The 15981-nt window shown below is 69.3% G+C and carries 12 protein-coding genes; 4 read left to right on the top strand and 8 right to left on the bottom strand.

Features of this window, described 5'->3' with window-relative positions:
• Nucleotides 1-94: 94 nt before the first annotated feature.
• Both FNH13_RS18830 and FNH13_RS18825 read left to right on the top strand, forming a co-directional pair.
• Nucleotides 95-1009, top strand: coding sequence for a CHAD domain-containing protein (locus tag FNH13_RS18830; RefSeq protein WP_165700188.1), 915 nt, complete (start codon nt 95-97; stop codon nt 1007-1009).
• 33 nt (nt 1010-1042) lie between these two features.
• Entirely contained in the window at nt 1043-1645 is a 603-nt protein-coding gene (locus tag FNH13_RS18825) for a hypothetical protein (protein WP_143784851.1), read from the top strand.
• 11 nt (nt 1646-1656) lie between these two features.
• On the opposite strand, the gene FNH13_RS18820 is transcribed toward FNH13_RS18825, so the two are convergent.
• Complete coding sequence (locus FNH13_RS18820; RefSeq protein WP_143784850.1) at nt 1657-2121, bottom strand: YbaK/EbsC family protein; 465 nt, start codon at nt 2119-2121, stop codon at nt 1657-1659.
• Between the two features lie 49 nt (nt 2122-2170).
• On the bottom strand, nt 2171-2917 hold the full coding sequence (locus FNH13_RS18815; RefSeq protein WP_228266503.1) for a PIG-L deacetylase family protein: 747 nt from the start codon (nt 2915-2917) through the stop codon (nt 2171-2173).
• A gap of 222 nt (nt 2918-3139) precedes the next feature.
• Here FNH13_RS18815 and FNH13_RS18810 point away from each other — a divergent pair, with 222 nt between their 5' ends.
• Nucleotides 3140-4423, top strand: coding sequence for an oligosaccharide flippase family protein (locus FNH13_RS18810; RefSeq protein ID WP_143784848.1), 1284 nt, complete (start codon nt 3140-3142; stop codon nt 4421-4423).
• A gap of 221 nt (nt 4424-4644) precedes the next feature.
• Here FNH13_RS18810 and FNH13_RS18805 read toward each other — a convergent pair whose 3' ends face one another.
• The 6 genes from FNH13_RS18805 to FNH13_RS18775 all read right to left on the bottom strand — a co-directional run bounded on the left by FNH13_RS18805 (nt 4645) and on the right by FNH13_RS18775 (nt 14597).
• Nucleotides 4645-5748: a GNAT family N-acetyltransferase gene (locus tag FNH13_RS18805; protein WP_143784847.1), complete on the bottom strand. Its 1104-nt coding sequence runs from the start codon at nt 5746-5748 to the stop codon at nt 4645-4647.
• Nucleotides 5748-6374: a hypothetical protein gene (locus FNH13_RS18800; protein ID WP_143784846.1), complete on the bottom strand. Its 627-nt coding sequence runs from the start codon at nt 6372-6374 to the stop codon at nt 5748-5750. The genes FNH13_RS18805 and FNH13_RS18800 overlap by 1 nt, the downstream gene beginning before the upstream one ends.
• A gap of 329 nt (nt 6375-6703) precedes the next feature.
• Entirely contained in the window at nt 6704-8908 is a 2205-nt protein-coding gene (locus FNH13_RS18795) for an alpha/beta hydrolase (protein WP_143784845.1), read from the bottom strand.
• A 39-nt stretch (nt 8909-8947) separates the two neighbouring features.
• On the bottom strand, nt 8948-10072 hold the full coding sequence (locus FNH13_RS18790) for a class I SAM-dependent methyltransferase (protein WP_143784844.1): 1125 nt from the start codon (nt 10070-10072) through the stop codon (nt 8948-8950).
• 245 nt (nt 10073-10317) lie between these two features.
• Nucleotides 10318-11495, bottom strand: a protein-coding gene (locus FNH13_RS18780; protein ID WP_228266482.1) for an IS3 family transposase whose coding sequence is annotated in 2 segments (ribosomal slippage) — nt 10318-11220 and nt 11223-11495 — 1176 coding nt in all. Because the reading frame shifts where the segments join, the coding sequence is not laid out codon by codon here.
• 366 nt (nt 11496-11861) lie between these two features.
• On the bottom strand, nt 11862-14597 hold the full coding sequence (locus FNH13_RS18775; protein ID WP_143784842.1) for a helix-turn-helix transcriptional regulator: 2736 nt from the start codon (nt 14595-14597) through the stop codon (nt 11862-11864).
• Between the two features lie 160 nt (nt 14598-14757).
• Here FNH13_RS18775 and FNH13_RS18770 point away from each other — a divergent pair, with 160 nt between their 5' ends.
• A complete protein-coding gene (locus FNH13_RS18770) occupies nt 14758-15849 on the top strand; it encodes a type IV toxin-antitoxin system AbiEi family antitoxin domain-containing protein (RefSeq protein WP_143784841.1) in 1092 nt (363 codons plus the stop codon).
• The last annotated feature ends 132 nt before the right edge of the window (nt 15850-15981 follow it).

Raw genomic sequence — 15981 nt, 5'->3', positions numbered from 1 at the left:
TCCGGCTCGGCGGCAGGCCAATAGGCTGGAGCGCATCGAGCAGGCAGAGCGACATCCCGCGCAACCTCGACCCCGGACGCCGTGGTCCCAGGGAGTGGCCACCACGCCCGAGTTCCGGATCCACAACGACGAGCCGCTGGCCCTGGGGGTTCGACGAGTCATCCTTGAGCAGGTCGTCCACGCGACGCAGATCCGGGACAGCGACGACCTGGACACGGCGGTCCACGACCTACGCAAGGCGATGAAGAGAACCCGCGCTGTCCTGCGCCTGGTGCGCGGGGAGCTCGGCGACTATCGCTATCGGCAGGAGAACACCGCCCTGCGCGACACCTCGCGCCTGTGGGGGCCGACCAGGGACGCGGCGGTGCTGGCGAAGGTTGCCGCAGAGTTCGTGGCCGAGTTCGAGATGGACGGTGCAGCAGCAGACCGCGTCGTCACTGTCCTGCGAGCGCGCGCCGCGGCGGCCACCCGAGCGGGACACCAGGACCGACGACGGCACCTCGATACCCTGACGGCGCTCGGCAGTTTTGCGTGCCGGGTGCGGAGGTTCCCGGTGGAGGGACCGGACTCGATCGCGAACGAGTGGGCGGCCGTGCAGCCCGGGGTGACCAGAGTGGCGAAGCGGGCGGCGCGGAGGCTGCGCCAGGCCGAGCAGGACCCGAGCGTCGAGCGGCTGCACGCCTGGCGCAAGGACGTGAAGTACCTCGGCTATCAGCTCGAGGTGCTGCGACCGCTGTGGAAGGACCTGCTCGGCGCCATTGGTGACCGGCTGATGGAGGTCGGCAGCATCCTGGGTGACGACCACGACCTGGCGGTGTGGGAGGAGACGCTGCGTGCGGACGGCTCGTTGGTGACCGACCCCGCAGAGCTCACCAGGCTGCACGACACCATCGGCGTCCGCCGTCGGCGGCTGCAGACCGAGGCGTTCGCCCTGGGCGGGACCGTGCTCGCCGAGCCGAAGCTGCTCGTCGAGGAGGTCGCCGCCGCCTGGCATCAGGCTCGGACCTGAGTGATCGGATCGCGAGCCACCTATAGTGACGCGGTGCCCAACGACCGCCTGCTCCACGAGGCTCCCCGCGTGTTTGCCCGGGGGAAGGGCGTATGGCGCACGATCGCCGAGGTCTACAGCTACTTCTTCGTCGCGGGGCTGGTTCTGCCGTTGGTGCGTGATGCCTCGTTCGCGCTGTCGTTCGCGATCGCGGCCGTGTGCGCGACCGGCTTCGCCGCTGTCCTCCTGGTCGTGAGCCTGGGCAGCATCCAGATCACCCAGGACGAGGTCCGGGTCCGGAGCTGGCGGGGGACCGCAGTGGTCCGGCGGTCTCACATCGACGAGGTGGTCCACGTCAAGGACCTCATCGTGATGGGAACCGTCGAGGGCTATGTGGCGCTGCTGGACCGAGATGGCCGTCCACTCTGGCGCTCGGTGACGAACTACTGGCGGCCCGAGACGGTCAAGGCGCTCGTCGGGGCCGGGCGGCGCAGGTCCGTGGTCGGCACGATGCCAGCGCAGGAAGCCGCGCAGCGGTGGCCGGGGATGCTGCCGTGGAGCCTGGCCAACGCCACGAAGGCCTTCATGACCACGGTCGTGCTTGGTCTGGTGGTGGTGACGCTCGGGCTCACCGTTCTGCTCCTGGTGGTGGACTGACTCCGGTCAGCTCAGCGAACCCGCACCACGGTGCCACCGGTGACCGACACCAACTGGTCGAAGGTCAGCTCGACCACCGTGTCCGGCGTGCCACCAGCTGCCCAGATCGTGTCGTGGACTCGTAGGTCCTCGTCGACCAGGGCGCGCAGCCGGCTGGGGTGGCCAGTCGGTGCCACCCCACCAATGGCCTGCCCGGTCGCGGCCCGCACGTCCGGCGCCTTGGCCATGGTCACCTGGCTCGCACCCGCCACCTCGGCCACCACGGCCGGGTCGATGCGGGCCGCGCCACTTGACATCACCAGGAGCGGCTCACCGTCGGCCAGCAGCACCAGGCTGTTGGCGATCGCCGCGACCTCGCAGCCCAACTGCTCCGCGGCGAGGGCCGCGGTGCGGGCGTGGACGTCGAGCACGACGATCGGTGAGTCGACCCCGGCCGCGAGCAGCGCGGCGCGGACCTCTTCGTTGCGGGGGTGCATGTCGTGAGTATGCCGGGACGCGCCTGGGAAGGTGGCCACTGGGTCACTCCTACGCACCCTGCCAGCCTTCTGAGATGTCAGCTGTGACGGTAGGCAAGCGGGTCACGTCGCAACTGGTAGTTGAAGGACATCCCGACACTTCGCCCGCCGATCCCCACCAGTTCCTGGCTAGCCGACGGGAACGGTAGGGATGCTGGTGCTTCCGGGTGATGGGCGTGCCCGCGCCCACCCGATCCAACGCGACGTCCCCAGGGATGAGGTCGAGTCGCTCGGGCGAGATGAAGTAGGCAGCCTGCGACAGGTAGCCGTCGACGATGAGAGCTTGCACCGCACGCCCGCAGGCACGGTGGTCGGGGTGGCCGTCATAGGCGCTGATCGTCCAGGCTGTAGTCCCGCGCGCCACGTGGCCGCGGATCAGCGCGGCCACCGCCTCCGGGGTGGCCGAGCTGTCGGCGAGTCGCTCCTCGTAGGGCGGGATGACCGGTGTGGCGCCCATCGCGCGCACTGCACCGTCGAACTCCCGGTCCCGCAGGGCCGAGAAGTGGTGCGGCGAGGGAACAAAACCCAACTTCCGGGGAAGGTCCCTGGAGCGCACGATCGACGCTTCCCCTCGGCTGATGAGAAGCACCGTCACCACCATCCCAGCGGACACCGCCTCGAGGATCGCAGGACCCATCGAGAGCACCTCGTCGTCCTGGTGGGGTGCTATGGCAACCAGGTCCGGGGAGACAGAATCTGGCGGGGCATCTGCCGGCGGTGTGCTCACCCTAGTGCGGCGACTCCTTGGTGGCGTCATAGTCCGGCGGCTCCTGCGTGGTCCGACGTGTGGGCGCGGCGAGGCCATCTGAGGCGTCCGCCTGCCGAGCGTCGCAGAATACCAGTCAGGTTTGTCGCGACCCGTCGACCACCGGATCTGGCTTCCCCAGGCTGTTACTCTCACCGACAACGGGGCCAGGCCCGTGCTCTGGGACCAACAGTGTGGCACCGCGATCCGTGCGCAGGGAAGGGATGACCTGTCGTGAACCCAGCGTCGGAGCCCCCTCCCGGAACTCTGGCACGCAACACGGCCGCTCTCGCCGTGGGATTCTTCGCGCGGACGCCGATCCTGCTCGTCTACTTCGTGCTCGCGACCCGTACCCTCGGCGTCGCAGACTACGGGGTTCTCGCTGCCATATCTGCCGTGTGCGCTATCACCGGCCCGCTGGCCGCCTTTGGCTCCACCCACCTGCTGATCAGGCACGCATCCCAGGATCTCTCGACCGCGCGGTCCTGGCTGGGCTCAGGCCTGACGGTCAGCGCCCTGGGTTCACTCGTGGTCGGAGCGTTCGTCCTCGCCACGGCACCCGTGTTGCTACCTCCCGAGACCCCATATGCCGCGCTCGCTCTGCTGCTGGCCGGCGAGCTGGTTCTGGCAAGGATCGTCGAGATGTGCAGCGCCGTCTTCGTCGCCAGCGAACGCATGCACCTGAAGACCCTCATCCAGATCGGTCTACCAGTTGCCCGGCTCGGTGCCGTCCTCATCCTCCTCGCCGGACCGTGGTCGATCACCCTGACCCGTTGGGCACTCGCTGGGGTCATCGCCACGGGGGTGTGGTCGGTCCTGGCCCTTGTCCTCGCCATTCGGGCGGTCGGTCGTCCGGGCTGGTCGATGGCCCCATACCTCCGAGAGTGGCGCCAGGGCCTGCTCTTCGCTGCGGGCCTCGGGGTCGACAACGTGCACAACGAGGCCGACAAGATCGTTCTGGCCCGGCTCGACGGGCCTGTGGCGGCGGGTGTCTATGCCGCGGCCTACCGAATCCTCGAAGTTGCCTACACCCCCATCCGTGCTCTCCTGGGGGCCGCTTTCCCCCGCATGTTCCGGCACGGAGCTGCCGGCTCGGCAGCGCTGAGGCCGCTGCTGCGCCGGCTCCTCAAATACGGCCTTGGCTACTCCCTCCTGGCCGTGCCTGCGGTGGTGTTTCTGGCTCCGCTCGTTCCACGCATCCTGGGCGACGAGTTCGCAAACGTCGCACCGGTGCTGGCATCACTCGCCGTGCTGATCCCGCTCCGCACCGTGCGTGCACTGCCTGCGGATACCCTCACCGGCGCCGGCTACCAGGGGCGTCGCACAGTCGCCCAGCTCGTGGTCGCAGTCGTGAACGTGGTGCTTCTGCTCGCACTCGTGCCACCTTGGGGAATCAGGGGAGCGGTGTTTGCCACACTCGTCGCAGAAGCTCTCCTCGCCGTTGTCCTCTGGACCATGTGGTGGCAGGTCCGGCTCGTGGTCCGGCAGCTGACCCCGGACGGGACCCTCCCCCGCTGAGTTGTGGCAGACAGAGGTCAGCCGAGAGCGGTGAGGTTCTTCTGGTCGGATGACGTCGACCATAGCGTTCCTGCTCGAGGCGGGGCACCCAGGTGCCCGACGCGGCTCGGGCTGGCCCGCCGTCGGTTCGTTCTACCGCACGGCGACCCGCGTCCGCAGCCGGGTCACGCATCGTGCGTGGTGACACGCATGCGGAGAGCACTGACCGTCTGGGTGCACCGTCATCCTGTCGCGTCGTAGAGGCGTCGCACACGTCGCGCGGTGGCTTCCGCCCACGCCATCCAGGGCGTCGCTGGTGCCTTCATCAACACCCGATAGGTCGCGCGCAGCGACGGCGTCCACTCGAACTTCCAAGGGTACTTGCCGGCACCTAGGTCGAACTCGTGGCCGAGTTCATGCCCAGGGTCGTGCTCCTCGAGGTACTCGAGGATCTCCAGCTGCACCACCGTGCCGATGCGGTAGTCCTCGTACTCAGGAAGGTAGGCACTGTTCCATGACAGCAGCCGACCTGCGTGCCGGAACACCGTGAAGTATCCAACCACGCGTCCGCTTCTCGGATCCCCTCCCTCGACGAGGGCGAAGGTCAGAGCATCGTCAGTGTCTCGAAAGATCGTCTGTATGTGCTTGAAGCGCTGCGGGTTCTCGAAGAGCGAGTGGCGCTCGTCACGCCCCTGTGCGATCAGGTGCTCCTTCTCCGCCCCGTGCACCGCAGCGATCCGCGCGTAGATGCCGTGCTGGTCACCGTGGAAGACGGCGAGCGACACGTCCCGCTCACGGTGCAGCTTGCTGCGGCACTTGCGGGCGTTGGAGGGGACGGTGTAGCCCTGGGACAGGTCGAGGTAGGGGTTCTCGATATGAAAGGCCAGATGCCGGTGATATTGCTGCGACTTGCGCACGTCCCAGGCGAAGGACGACTCCGACGGGATCCCCCTGAGATCGACCAAGGCGACCTCCCCATCGTCGATCAGCCTGGTCAGTTCGGCCATGACCAGACTGGTAATGGTCTTAGACTTGGCGCTGGCGTCACCCCCGCTGTATAGCAGCGACAGGTAGTCGCCGTGGCTCGCCCAACCCAGGACCGAGACCGCCCTCCTGTGACGCCGCCCGGGCCGCAACGCGAACGGGCCGATCCCGACGAGCCGACCGTCCTGCCGGATGGTGACGACGTGCAACCGGTAGTCGGGAAGCTGACCGAAACTCTTCCACCACGCGGTGACGAAGCGGTGGGTGACGTAGTAAGGGGTGGACGCATGCGACTCCAGCTGCTCCCACTCGGCCCTGAGGTCAGCTAGCCCCTCTGAGGTGGTGACGACGGCGACGTCCATCAATCACGGTCCATCGCGTGGGCGCCAGACGCGCTGCCGGGATGGCGCCGGTCCGACGGCACGGCGACGGTCCGATGGCACAGGGGCAGGTAGTACAGGGCGCGCTGGCGCACGGCCCCGAACGCTGCGTATGACGTCCGGGAACCCAAGTTGGACCGGGAGATGATGGTCAGTGCTTCCGTCCGGCCCGCCTCGGCGATGAGTTCCAACCGCCGTGCGATGGAGTAGGCGTGCAGCCCTCGCCGACGGTGGGCGGCGAAGACTCGGTCGTCCCACAGGTAGGCCTGGTGCAGTTGGAGCCGGACGGCATATCTGATCCGTTCGTCCGTGGTGTCCGCGAGCGTGATGTGGCAATATCCGCAGGGCTCACCATCCTCGTCCCGGATGACGAGCGTCCGGTCGCCGGGGTCGGCCAGTCGATCGACGAGGATGTCGTATTTCCGTGCGTCGAGATCGTCGGGGTATGCCTCCCTCATCTGGCTGAGCACCGGCGCAGTAGCGTCCTCCAGCGACCGTGCGGGATCAGCCGGTGACCATGCCCCTTGCACAGGGAAGGTGTAGAGGTCGAGGACCTGGCACACCCGCCGCGCGCCGCGCAGCGCGCGAGGTGCAAAGCGGCGTGACATGCGACTCCTCGTCGACCGGCGGGATCCGTGGCAACTCTATAGTCAGCGCGCGTCGGTCAACCATGGTGACGCACGCACTCAGGACCCCTGACCTCCGCTCCACAACGATGCCCCGCTGGACAGGGTCGGCCACCTGCCCGGTCGCGGCGCGCACGTCCGGCGACTTGGCCACGCTCACCTCGGTGGCGCCCGCAGCCTCGGTGACGACGGCCGGGTCGATGCGGGCCGCGCCATGTGACATCACCAGGAGCGGCTCATATGCGGGAACGCTCCTAACTGGGGCACAGCCCTCGCGACGCCACTTCGTGCCGTCGGCTCGATCACCCGCACTAGAGCAGCTCCGCCAGCAGTGTCGCGGCGCGCTGTGCCCCGTCGGTCTCGACGGCCAGCCCGTGCGTCTCCCGCTGCAGTTCCTTGGCCATCGCCATGGCGAGGACATCGGGGTCGGACGCGTCGGCATACGGCACGCAGGTGCCTGCGCCGTAGCGCTCGAGCCGGTGCCGCACGTGGACGTTTTGCTCGAAGTGGTGCTGCAGCGGCACGTAGAGGAAGGGCCGATCGGCGGCGGCCAGCTCCATGCAGGTCGTCAGCCCACCCTGGACGACGGCCAGGTCGCACGCGCCCAGGTGTCGGTAGAGGTCGGGGACGTAGCCGCGGTAGGTGACGCCCCGGCGCCGCGGCAGGCTCGCCGGGTCGATCCGGGGCCCGGTGACCACGAGGAAGCGCAGGCCGGGGACCAGCCGACGGGCCGCCGGCACCGCGTCCAGCACGCGCCGCAGCAGGGCACCGCCGACGCCGGACCCACCCACGGTCACCACGCAGAGCAGGTCATCGACGCCCAGACCCAACTCGCGCCGCAGGGCGGCACGCTCGGCGTCAGTCGGAGGCACGAACCCGGTGGCATAGCCAGCGAAGTCAAAGTTGTCCTGCGTCCACTCTCGTATGCCGGGGAGCCCGGGTCCGAAGGGCAGGTCCACCACGTCCTCGGGGTTCCCGACGAAGATTGAGCGGTCCCGCACCCGGTGATAGCGCGCCCGCTGCTCGATCATCTCGGCGTTGTAATCGGCCGTGAGCGCGGCTTCATATGCGCCACTGTCCGCCATCGGAACCCACCCCACGAAGTCGGTCAGCCAGGCGTAGGAGAACCGTTTGAGCTCCGGGTTCTCGTGCAGGAAGTAGTCGACCTCCCACGCCTCGTCGCCGATCACCAGGTCATAGCAACCCTCCTGGACGACGTCGGCGAACACCATGAAGTTGTTGACCATGATCTCGTCCATCCGGCGGATGGCATTGAAGGCGTTCAGGTCGTGATCGGCGCACTCGTCCTCGATGTGAGCGGACTCGTTGGCCAACCACGCGGAGGCCGGGTGCACGCGCTCCCCGGCGTCAGCGAGCACGCGGGTGACCGGGTGCTGGGTGAGCCAGTCGATCTGCAGGTCGGGGTGGTGCCGGCGCAGTTCACCAGCGATAGCCAGGTCGCGGCGGGCATGGCCCAGTCCGATAGGGGAGGAGAGGTACAGGGCCTTCCGGGGACGGTGCTGGGCGCGCACCCACGTGCGGTGGTGGGCAGTGGTCGCTGGTGTGGTGGTGCCCGCCGTGACCCTCGTCGCAAACTCCCTGATCAGGTGGTTAATCCGGACCGGGTCCCGCGCGGGGAGGCCGTGCCCGCCGCCCTCCACCAGCACGAGGTCCCCACCGGTCAGTTCCGCCAGGCGCACTCCCACGGCCGGGGGGCGCACACCGTCCTGCACGCCATGGACCACCAGGACGGGGCACCGGACCTGCGCGCACAGCGGCTCCAGCGGGACGTTCGTGGCCCCGCCCAGACCGAGCCGGCCAGCCGTCGTGTCGGCCAGGGTCTGCGGGCTGATCTGGTGGCCCCACCGGACGAGGTCCTCAATCTGCTTGGTGGAGTGTGGCTCGCTGAACATCTGGTGGGCGAAGAAGTCGACAAAGTCGTCATAGCCGCCGCCCAGCCAGTAGTCCCGGTTGTACTTGGCCCACCCCTGCGTCGTGTCCAGCGGTGTGTCCCAACGGAATTGCTCACGGGCCGGGCTCGCCACGGCCAGACCACAGGAAGGCCCGATGGCCACGACCCCCTGCACCAGTTCGGGGTGGGTCGCGGCCAGGTGCACCGCCCAGGTGGCCCCGCAGGAGTAGCCGACGACCACGGCCGCCGCCGTCCCGGTGGCCTCCAGGACGGCCGCCGCGTCCTCGGCATACTGCTCATTGCTGTATGCCGGGGCGCCGGTGGGTCGGTCCGCCGCACCACTGCCGCGACCGTCGAAGGTCACCACGCGCAGGTGCCGTGCCAGAGAGGGGACCTGGGCCTTCCACCACCGGGAGGGCACCAGGGACCACGTCGGCAGGAGGAGCACCGTGGTGGCGCCGGTGCCGTGCACGGCATACGGAATCTTGACCCCGTCACGGACCGCGACTCCGGTGACCTCTGGTGCGCGCACGGGTCGGGGTTCGGCCCCCCGGACGGGGAGTGGGACCCTCTGGGGGTGCTCGGCCGCAGCGCGGCGCGTCATGCTCACAGTGTCCTCCGGATCCCGGCCCGTGCCCAGCCCTCAGGGCCGGATCTCCAGCACCCGGTTGAACGGTGTCTGCGCGACCGAGGCGAACCGGGTGAAGCCGGCCGCGGTGGCGACGTCGCGGATCTTGGCCGGCCCTGCCTGGGTGCCCAGTGCCAGACCGACGTCCTGGGACAGCGACGCGGGCGTGCACAGCAGGGTGGAGAAGCCGTAGTAGGCCCGGCCCACCGGGTTGAGGTTGTCCTCGACGTGGTCACCGGACATCGGCTCGACGACCATCCAGGTGCCGTCCGCGGTCAGGGCGCCGCGGACCTGCTGGGCGGCGCCGACTGGGTCGCCCATGTCGTGCAGGCAGTCGAACATCGTGACCAGGGTGAAGCCCGAGCCGGGCAGGTCGTTCGCGGAGGCGACCTCGAAGCTCACCCGGTCGGAGACGCCCGCGTCGGCCGCACGCTGACGGGCGGTGGCAATCGATTCCGGGTGGTAGTCGTAGCCGATGAAGGTCGACTCCGGGAAGGCCTGGGCCATCAGCACCGTGGAGGCGCCGTGGCCACAGCCCACATCGGCGACCAGGGCACCGGCCTCCAGACGCTCGACCACCCCGTCGAGGGCGGGCAACCACTCGGCGACCAGGTGCGCGTTGTAGCTGGGCCGGAAGAACCGCTCGCAGCCGACGTGCACGTCGCTGACGTGCTCGTGCCAGCCGAAGCCCGCTCCGTTGCGCGCGGCGGCGAGGATGTGGTCCATGTCGTGCACGGTGCCCAGGACAATCTGGAACAGACCGGGCAGGAACGCCGGGCTGTCCTCGACGGTGAGGGCGATCGCCTGCTCCGGCGGCAGTGTGTAGCGCACGGTCGCGGGGTCATAGGTCACGTACTGCCCGGCGGCCTGGGCGTTCAGCCACTCCCGGGCATAGGGCTCGGCGGTCCCGGTGCGCTCGGCGAGCTCGGCGGGGGTGGTCGGCCCGTGGGCTACCAGGTCCTTGTAGTAGCCGAGCTTGTCGCCGAGGACGACGAGGGCGGCGTTGAGGGTCGCCCCGGCCTCGTCAACGGCGCGGAAGACGAACGCCATGAGGGTGTCCATGTCGATGGACGGTTCGGTGCTGGCCGTGGTGCTCGTGTCGGTGGTGGGGCTGGTCGTGGGGCGGGTGTCAGTGCTCATGGTGAGCCTCCTTGGTGTGTGTATGCGCAAGGTTCCGCCCACACACCCCCGCACCGCGTCCGGTGGCCCACCTAGTCTGTGCGCTCAGACCCCCCTGGGGCGGCTTGCCACCCTCACCCGACGTCATAGACCCCCAGACCCCCAGCCCCCAGACCCCAGCCCCCAGACCCCAGCCCCCAGACCCCAGCCCCCAGCCCCAAGACCCCAGCCCCCGGGACTGCTGCACGGGTAGGTGACAGGTTGGGTCAGGCCGCCTGAGGGGCGGCTGTGGCCATGGTGGCTTCGTACTCGATGGGCGTCAACCGGCCGAGTCGGTCCTGGCGACGGCGCCGGTGGTAGGTGCGCTCGAGCCAGGTCACGATGCTGATGCGCAGGTCCTGGCGGGTGGCCCATCGGCGGCGGTCCAGGACGTTCTTCTGCAGGAGGGCGAAGAAGGACTCCATCGCGGCGTTGTCGGCGCTCGTGCCGACCTGGCCCATGGATCCGACCAGGTGGTGGCGACGCAGCGCGGCCAGGTACTTCCGCGACCGGAACTGGCTGCCGCGGTCGGAGTGGACGATGCAGCCGGCAACGTCCATGCCGTGCGCGGCACGGGTCGCCACGGCGTTGTCCAGGGCCTGCACCGCCAGGCGCGACTTCATCCGGGCGTCGATGGAGTATCCGACGATGCGGCCCGACCAGACGTCCTTGACCGCGCACAGGTAGAGCTTGCCCTCACCGGTGCCGTGCTCGGTGATGTCGGTCAACCACAGCTGGTTCGGGCCGGCCGCGGTGAAGTCCCGCTCGACAAGGTCCTCGTGCGCGGGTGGCCCCGGCTTCCTGCCGTTCTTGCCTCGCTTCTTGCCGAAGACGCTCCACCAGCCGTTCTCCGAGCAGATCCGCCACGCGGTCCGGTCGCACATGCCCTCCCCGACGTCGCGGGCCTCGTCGGCCAGCAGCCGGTGCCCGAACTCCGGGTCGTCGCGGTGGGCGTCGAACAGGGCGTTGGCGCGGTGGGCCGCCGCCAGCTCGGCGTCGGTGACCGGTCCCTTCAGCCAGCGGTAGTACGGCTGGCGAGCGATCTTCAGCACCCGGCACGTCACCGTGACGGGGATCCCGTCGACGGCCAGCTCTCGGACGAGCGGGTACATCATTTTGGGGAGATGTTCGCCTGGGACAGGTACGCCGCGGCGCGGCGCAGGACCTCGTTCTCCTGCTCCAGCAGCCGGATGCGCCGTTTGGCCTCCCGCAGCTCGGCCAGCTCCTCACGGTCCGGACCCGGCCTGATCCCGGCGTCGCGGTCGGCTTGGGTCATCCAGTTCGTCAGACACGACTCGGAGATCCCGAAGTCCTTGGCCACCTGCTTGATCGTCACCCCCTCCTCGCGTTGTCGGGCGACCCGGACAACATCGTCACGGAACTCCTGGGGATACGGCTTGGGCATGGTGCACATCCTTCCCTGCAGCGCCTCACAGCACCACAGACTCGGTGTCACCTACCCGTGCAGCAGTCCCCCAGACCCCCAGACCCCCAGATCCCCGCCCCCCCAGACCCCAGCCCCCAGACCCCCAGACCCCCAGATCCCCGCCCCCCCAGACCCCAGCCCCCAGACCCCCAGATCCCAGCCCCCAGACCGCGCCCGCCACGTCTTGCAGCCGGTTATGTCTCTTCGAGCCGGTTATAACCAGCTCGAAGAGACATATCCGGCTCTAAGTCAGCGGTGACGGCCGGTGGGGCATCGCGATAGAGCAGGCTCGCACGTGGCCAGACGGTCCCACGTGCTGGACTGTCACCCACGTGCGGTGGACCGTCACGCGATCCCCTGCACCGCGGCCGACAGCTCCTCGCGTGAGTGGATGCCGAGCTTGAGGTACGACTTGCGCAGGTGGTACTCGATCGTCTTGGGGCTGAGGAACAGGGCAGCCGCCGCCTCGCGCGTGGTTCTGCCCTCCGCGAGCAGGAGGCAGATCTGGAGCTCCTGCGTCGTGAGCGAGCCCACGCCGGCCGGCTCTCGCTGCGGCACCCGCTCACCCGTGGCCTCGAGTTCCGCCCTCGCGTGCTCCTGCCAGAGCTGCGCTCCCAGAGCTGCGAACGTCGTCAGTGCGTCGCGGAGGGCCGGACGAGAGTCCACCCGCTGACCAATCCGGCGCAGTCGCATCCCGAGGGCCAGGCTGGTCCGGGCGCTCTCGAAGACGTCGCGAGTGAGCGCGTGCTGCGTCAGTGCCGCCACGAAGTGCGACTCACACTCCTCGTCGGTGGCGACGAGCCCCAGAGCCCGCTCGACCCGCGCCCTCGTCCATGGCCGTGCCATGGGACCGGCCACCGACGAGAAGCGCCGGGCCGCCTCGAGGGCCTGATCGACCTGTCCCACCCTCAGGAGAGCGTCGACGAGTTCTGGACCCGGATCGAGGTCAGGATCGCCGACGTCGAGATCGCGCAGCCGGTCGACGAGCCGGAGCATCCGTTCGCTGGCCTCCCGGGGGTTCCCTTCGGAGAGGTCCAGGTCGCCCAGTGCGAGCTCGCACCAGACCTCCCCGAAGTGGATGTCCCGCGCGCGGCAGAGTGCAGACGCCTCGGTCGCGTGCTCCCGGCACTGCTGGCTCCGCCCCGCCCGGGCGTCGAGGCCGGCCAGCCCTGCGAGGGCCATGGCGAGTTCTGTGCTCTGTCCGGTCTCCCGGGCCAGCCGTGCTCCCTCGTCAAAGTTGGCCGCCGCACGTTCCCAGGACCGGGAGGTCGCCTGGTCTCGGGCGACGTGGAACAGCACGTTAGGCAGTGCACCGACCCCGACCCTGGTCCGTAGGTCGTCGACGGTCTCCCGCAGTTCCGCTCCTTCACCAGTCTCACGGAGGAACAGCGGGACCAGCATCAACCACGGGCGTGCGGCCGTCTGAGCCAGCGGGTCGACATGGGTGGTCAACAGAGGCAGCGCCTCCCGCAGCTGCGGGGTGCCGTCCTCGCCGAGCATCACACCGGCCACACCCGCGGCGGCCAGCCCCACGGCGCGGGCAGTCGGCGATCGCACCTCGGCGAGATCCTCTGACAGCCGTGCGGCAACTCTGCGCAGCGAAGTGCCATCGACGAGGTACAGACACGCATGGACCGCCTGGGCCAGCAGCTGCACGCGCTCGTCGGCAGTCGTGACGATCTCGGCTGCCTCTTCGAGCTGCTTCAGACCGTCGCGGACCGAGCCCGAGCGCACGGCGATCTCCGCACGCAGCTGCGCGGTCTGTGCCGTGACCGGACCCCCGGCGGAGCCGGTTTCCGCGAGCAGGGCCAGCGCCCGGGGAGCCCGCCCACCGTCCCACGCCGCCTGTGCCGAGGCAACCAGCCGGCGCTCGGCCTCCCCGCTGTCGGGGCTGCACCGTGCCGCACGCTCGAAGGCGGTGGACGCCACGGTCAGCGCTGAGCGTGCGGCGGCCCGCGCACCGACTGCCTCGAGGTCGGTAGCCAGCTCCTCATCCAACTGCACTGCCGCCGCCGCACGGTGCCAGACCTGGAGGTCGCGCTGGTCCCAGGCGGTGAGCTCCACGGCCGCGGCCAGGTGCGCCGCGCGCCGCTCCTCCTCCGGCGAGGACCGATAAATCACCGAGCGCAGCAGCGGATGCCGGAAGGCCAGGTGACTTCCCTCCAACTGGATCAGGCCGGTCGCAAGGACGCGGTCCAGGTCATCGCCGTTCAGCGCGAGCCGTCGGGAAACCGCGCGGATCAGTCTGAGGTCGCCACCAGCGATCACGACCAACAGCGCCATCGCCCGCTCCCCGCCCGTCAGCTCACCCAGACGGCGCGAGAATGCGGTGCGCAGTCGCTCCGGCAGCAGCTGGAGAAGGTCTGCCTCACCATCGGAGCCTGGGTCGACCAACACCAGGTCCGGTTGGGCACCCAGCTCCAACAGGGCCAGCGGGTTGCCACCGGTTACACGGTGCAGACGGTCGAGTGTGTCCTGGTCGGACGCACCCGGATGCGACAGCCGCACCAGCGCACCGGAGGCGGCAGCATCCAAACCTCCGAGTTCCAGCACCGGCACGCCCCGCAATGCCTCCGGCACCTCCCCGCTGCGCGCGCAGAAAAGCATGGCGACCGCGTCCTCGTGCACCCGCCGGGCCGCGAAGCCTAGTGCCTCGGTGGAGGGTTCATCGGCCCAGTGGGCGTCGTCGAGCACCACGACGACCGGTGACTCTTCGGCCAGCCTGCTCACCAGGCTCAGGGTCGCCGCGCCCGTCGCGAACCGGTCCTGTGGCCCTTCGTGGCGCAGGCTGAGGGCGCCAGCCAGGGCATCGGCCTGGGGGCCGGGAAGGTCGTCAAGCAGGTGCAGACCAGGTCGCAGCACTGCATGCAGTGCGGCGAACGGCAGGTCCTGCTCGATCTCTGTGCCGGTGGCCCAGAGCACCCGCGCCTGATCTTTCAGACGCGCCGCGGCCTCGGTCAGCAGCGCGGTCTTGCCGACCCCCGCCTCCCCCACGACGACCAACGCTCCACCCTGCCCGAGGCGCGCTGAGGCAAGGAGGCGAGCGACCGCCTCCAACTCGCCAGCCCGACCCAGCAGCACCTACCAAGTCTAGGAGTGTCACGCCGGCCCGACCCCAACAAACACCTGCCCGGTCTAGAAGCGTGATGCGCCTCTCGAGCGGCCGTCTGGCGGAGCGCGACCCCTGAGTTATCCACAGGGAGAACCACGCTCCGGCTCCAGACCGGACACACTCCTTGGGATGCAGCACATCATCACGGCCTATCTCGAGGGTGGGGGCAGGGGCGTGATCACGGTTGCGGAAGCTCGACGGCTGGGGTGCGGCCCGCCCGTGGTGCGCGCCATGGAGCGCTCGCGGTTGATCCTGCGGGTGGCGCGCGGGGTCTATGTCAGCGCCAAGGAGTTCAATCCGCCGAGGGATCACCCGGCTGCCGCCGACGTCTACGCGCTGCAACGGCACCGGCACCTGCTGCGGCTCGATGCCCTCTTGCGCAGCTATGGCGACAAGGTCGCCGCGAGTCACCAGAGCGCAGTGCTGGCCTGGGGCCTGCCGACGCAGCACGCGTCCCTCGAGCGGGTGCACCTCATCCATGTCCCCACCGGACGGACGGCGCGGCGTTTTGACGCTTTCACCATCCACACCTGCGAGGTCGAGGACGTCGTCGTGACCCATCAGGGACGTCGTGTCGTGACGGCCGCGTTGGCCGTGATCGGACAGGCGATCTCCGTCGGTGTGATGCCGGGCGTGGCGGCCGTCGATGCTGCGTTGGTCAAGAAGCTCGTCACCAGACCTGAGCTCAGCGACATGTTGCAGAGGTTGCAGCGCACGCCGAGGCTCAGCCTGGCCCGCACGGCGGTGAGCCTGGCGGATGGGCTGGCGGAGTCGCCGGGGGAGACGCGACTGCGACTGCTCCTGATGAAGCTGGGCATCATGTTCCTGGCGCAGCACTGGGTGTGCACTGACTCAGGGAACTACTTCAGGGTGGACTTCTACCTCCCCGAACTGGGGGTGGTCCTCGAATATGACGGCACCGTCAAGTATGGCGACGGGTCCAGCAGGCCAGCCTGGAACACGTCTGGCCCGGACCAGGACAGAGGGCGTTCCCGTGCGGGAAGGAGCCAGGATGCAGTCTCCGCTGGTCGGCAGGCCCTTGTTGCGGAGAAAGCGCGGGAGGACGAGCTCCGCCTGACCGGCTTCGGAGTCGGGCGCATCACCGCGGCAGACCTGACAGGGCCGCGGGTCGAGGCTGTGATCAAGAACGCGCGTCGGCAGGCACAGCCTCGAGCGCTGCGACGCCCGGCTGCGGCACCGGCGTGGGCAGAGTCCCGCTAAGACTCTGGGCACCGGACCCGATGGGCCGTTCCGCGGGCACTTGTAACCGGATATGTCTCTTGCAGCCGGAAATATCCGGCTGCAAGAGACATATCCGGCTCGAAGACGGACGCTCCGCGGGCGGAGGCAGCG

Origin of the sequence: Ornithinimicrobium ciconiae (assembly GCF_007197575.1) — a bacterium.
GTDB classification, from domain to species: Bacteria; Actinomycetota; Actinomycetes; order Actinomycetales; family Dermatophilaceae; genus Ornithinicoccus; species Ornithinicoccus ciconiae.
This window is presented reverse-complemented; position numbering and strand designations above follow the sequence as displayed.

Coding starts and splice junctions, on each gene's coding strand:
- FNH13_RS18820 (WP_143784850.1), bottom strand. CDS start 2,121: ATGCACCCCCGCAACGAAGAGGTCCGCGCCGCGCTGCTCGCGGCCGGG.
- FNH13_RS18770 (WP_143784841.1), top strand. CDS start 14,758: ATGCAGCACATCATCACGGCCTATCTCGAGGGTGGGGGCAGGGGCGTG.
- FNH13_RS18800 (WP_143784846.1), bottom strand. CDS start 6,374: ATGTCACGCCGCTTTGCACCTCGCGCGCTGCGCGGCGCGCGGCGGGTG.
- FNH13_RS18795 (WP_143784845.1), bottom strand. CDS start 8,908: ATGACGCGCCGCGCTGCGGCCGAGCACCCCCAGAGGGTCCCACTCCCC.
- FNH13_RS18805 (WP_143784847.1), bottom strand. CDS start 5,748: ATGGACGTCGCCGTCGTCACCACCTCAGAGGGGCTAGCTGACCTCAGG.
- FNH13_RS18815 (WP_228266503.1), bottom strand. CDS start 2,917: ATGACGCCACCAAGGAGTCGCCGCACTAGGGTGAGCACACCGCCGGCA.
- FNH13_RS18790 (WP_143784844.1), bottom strand. CDS start 10,072: ATGAGCACTGACACCCGCCCCACGACCAGCCCCACCACCGACACGAGC.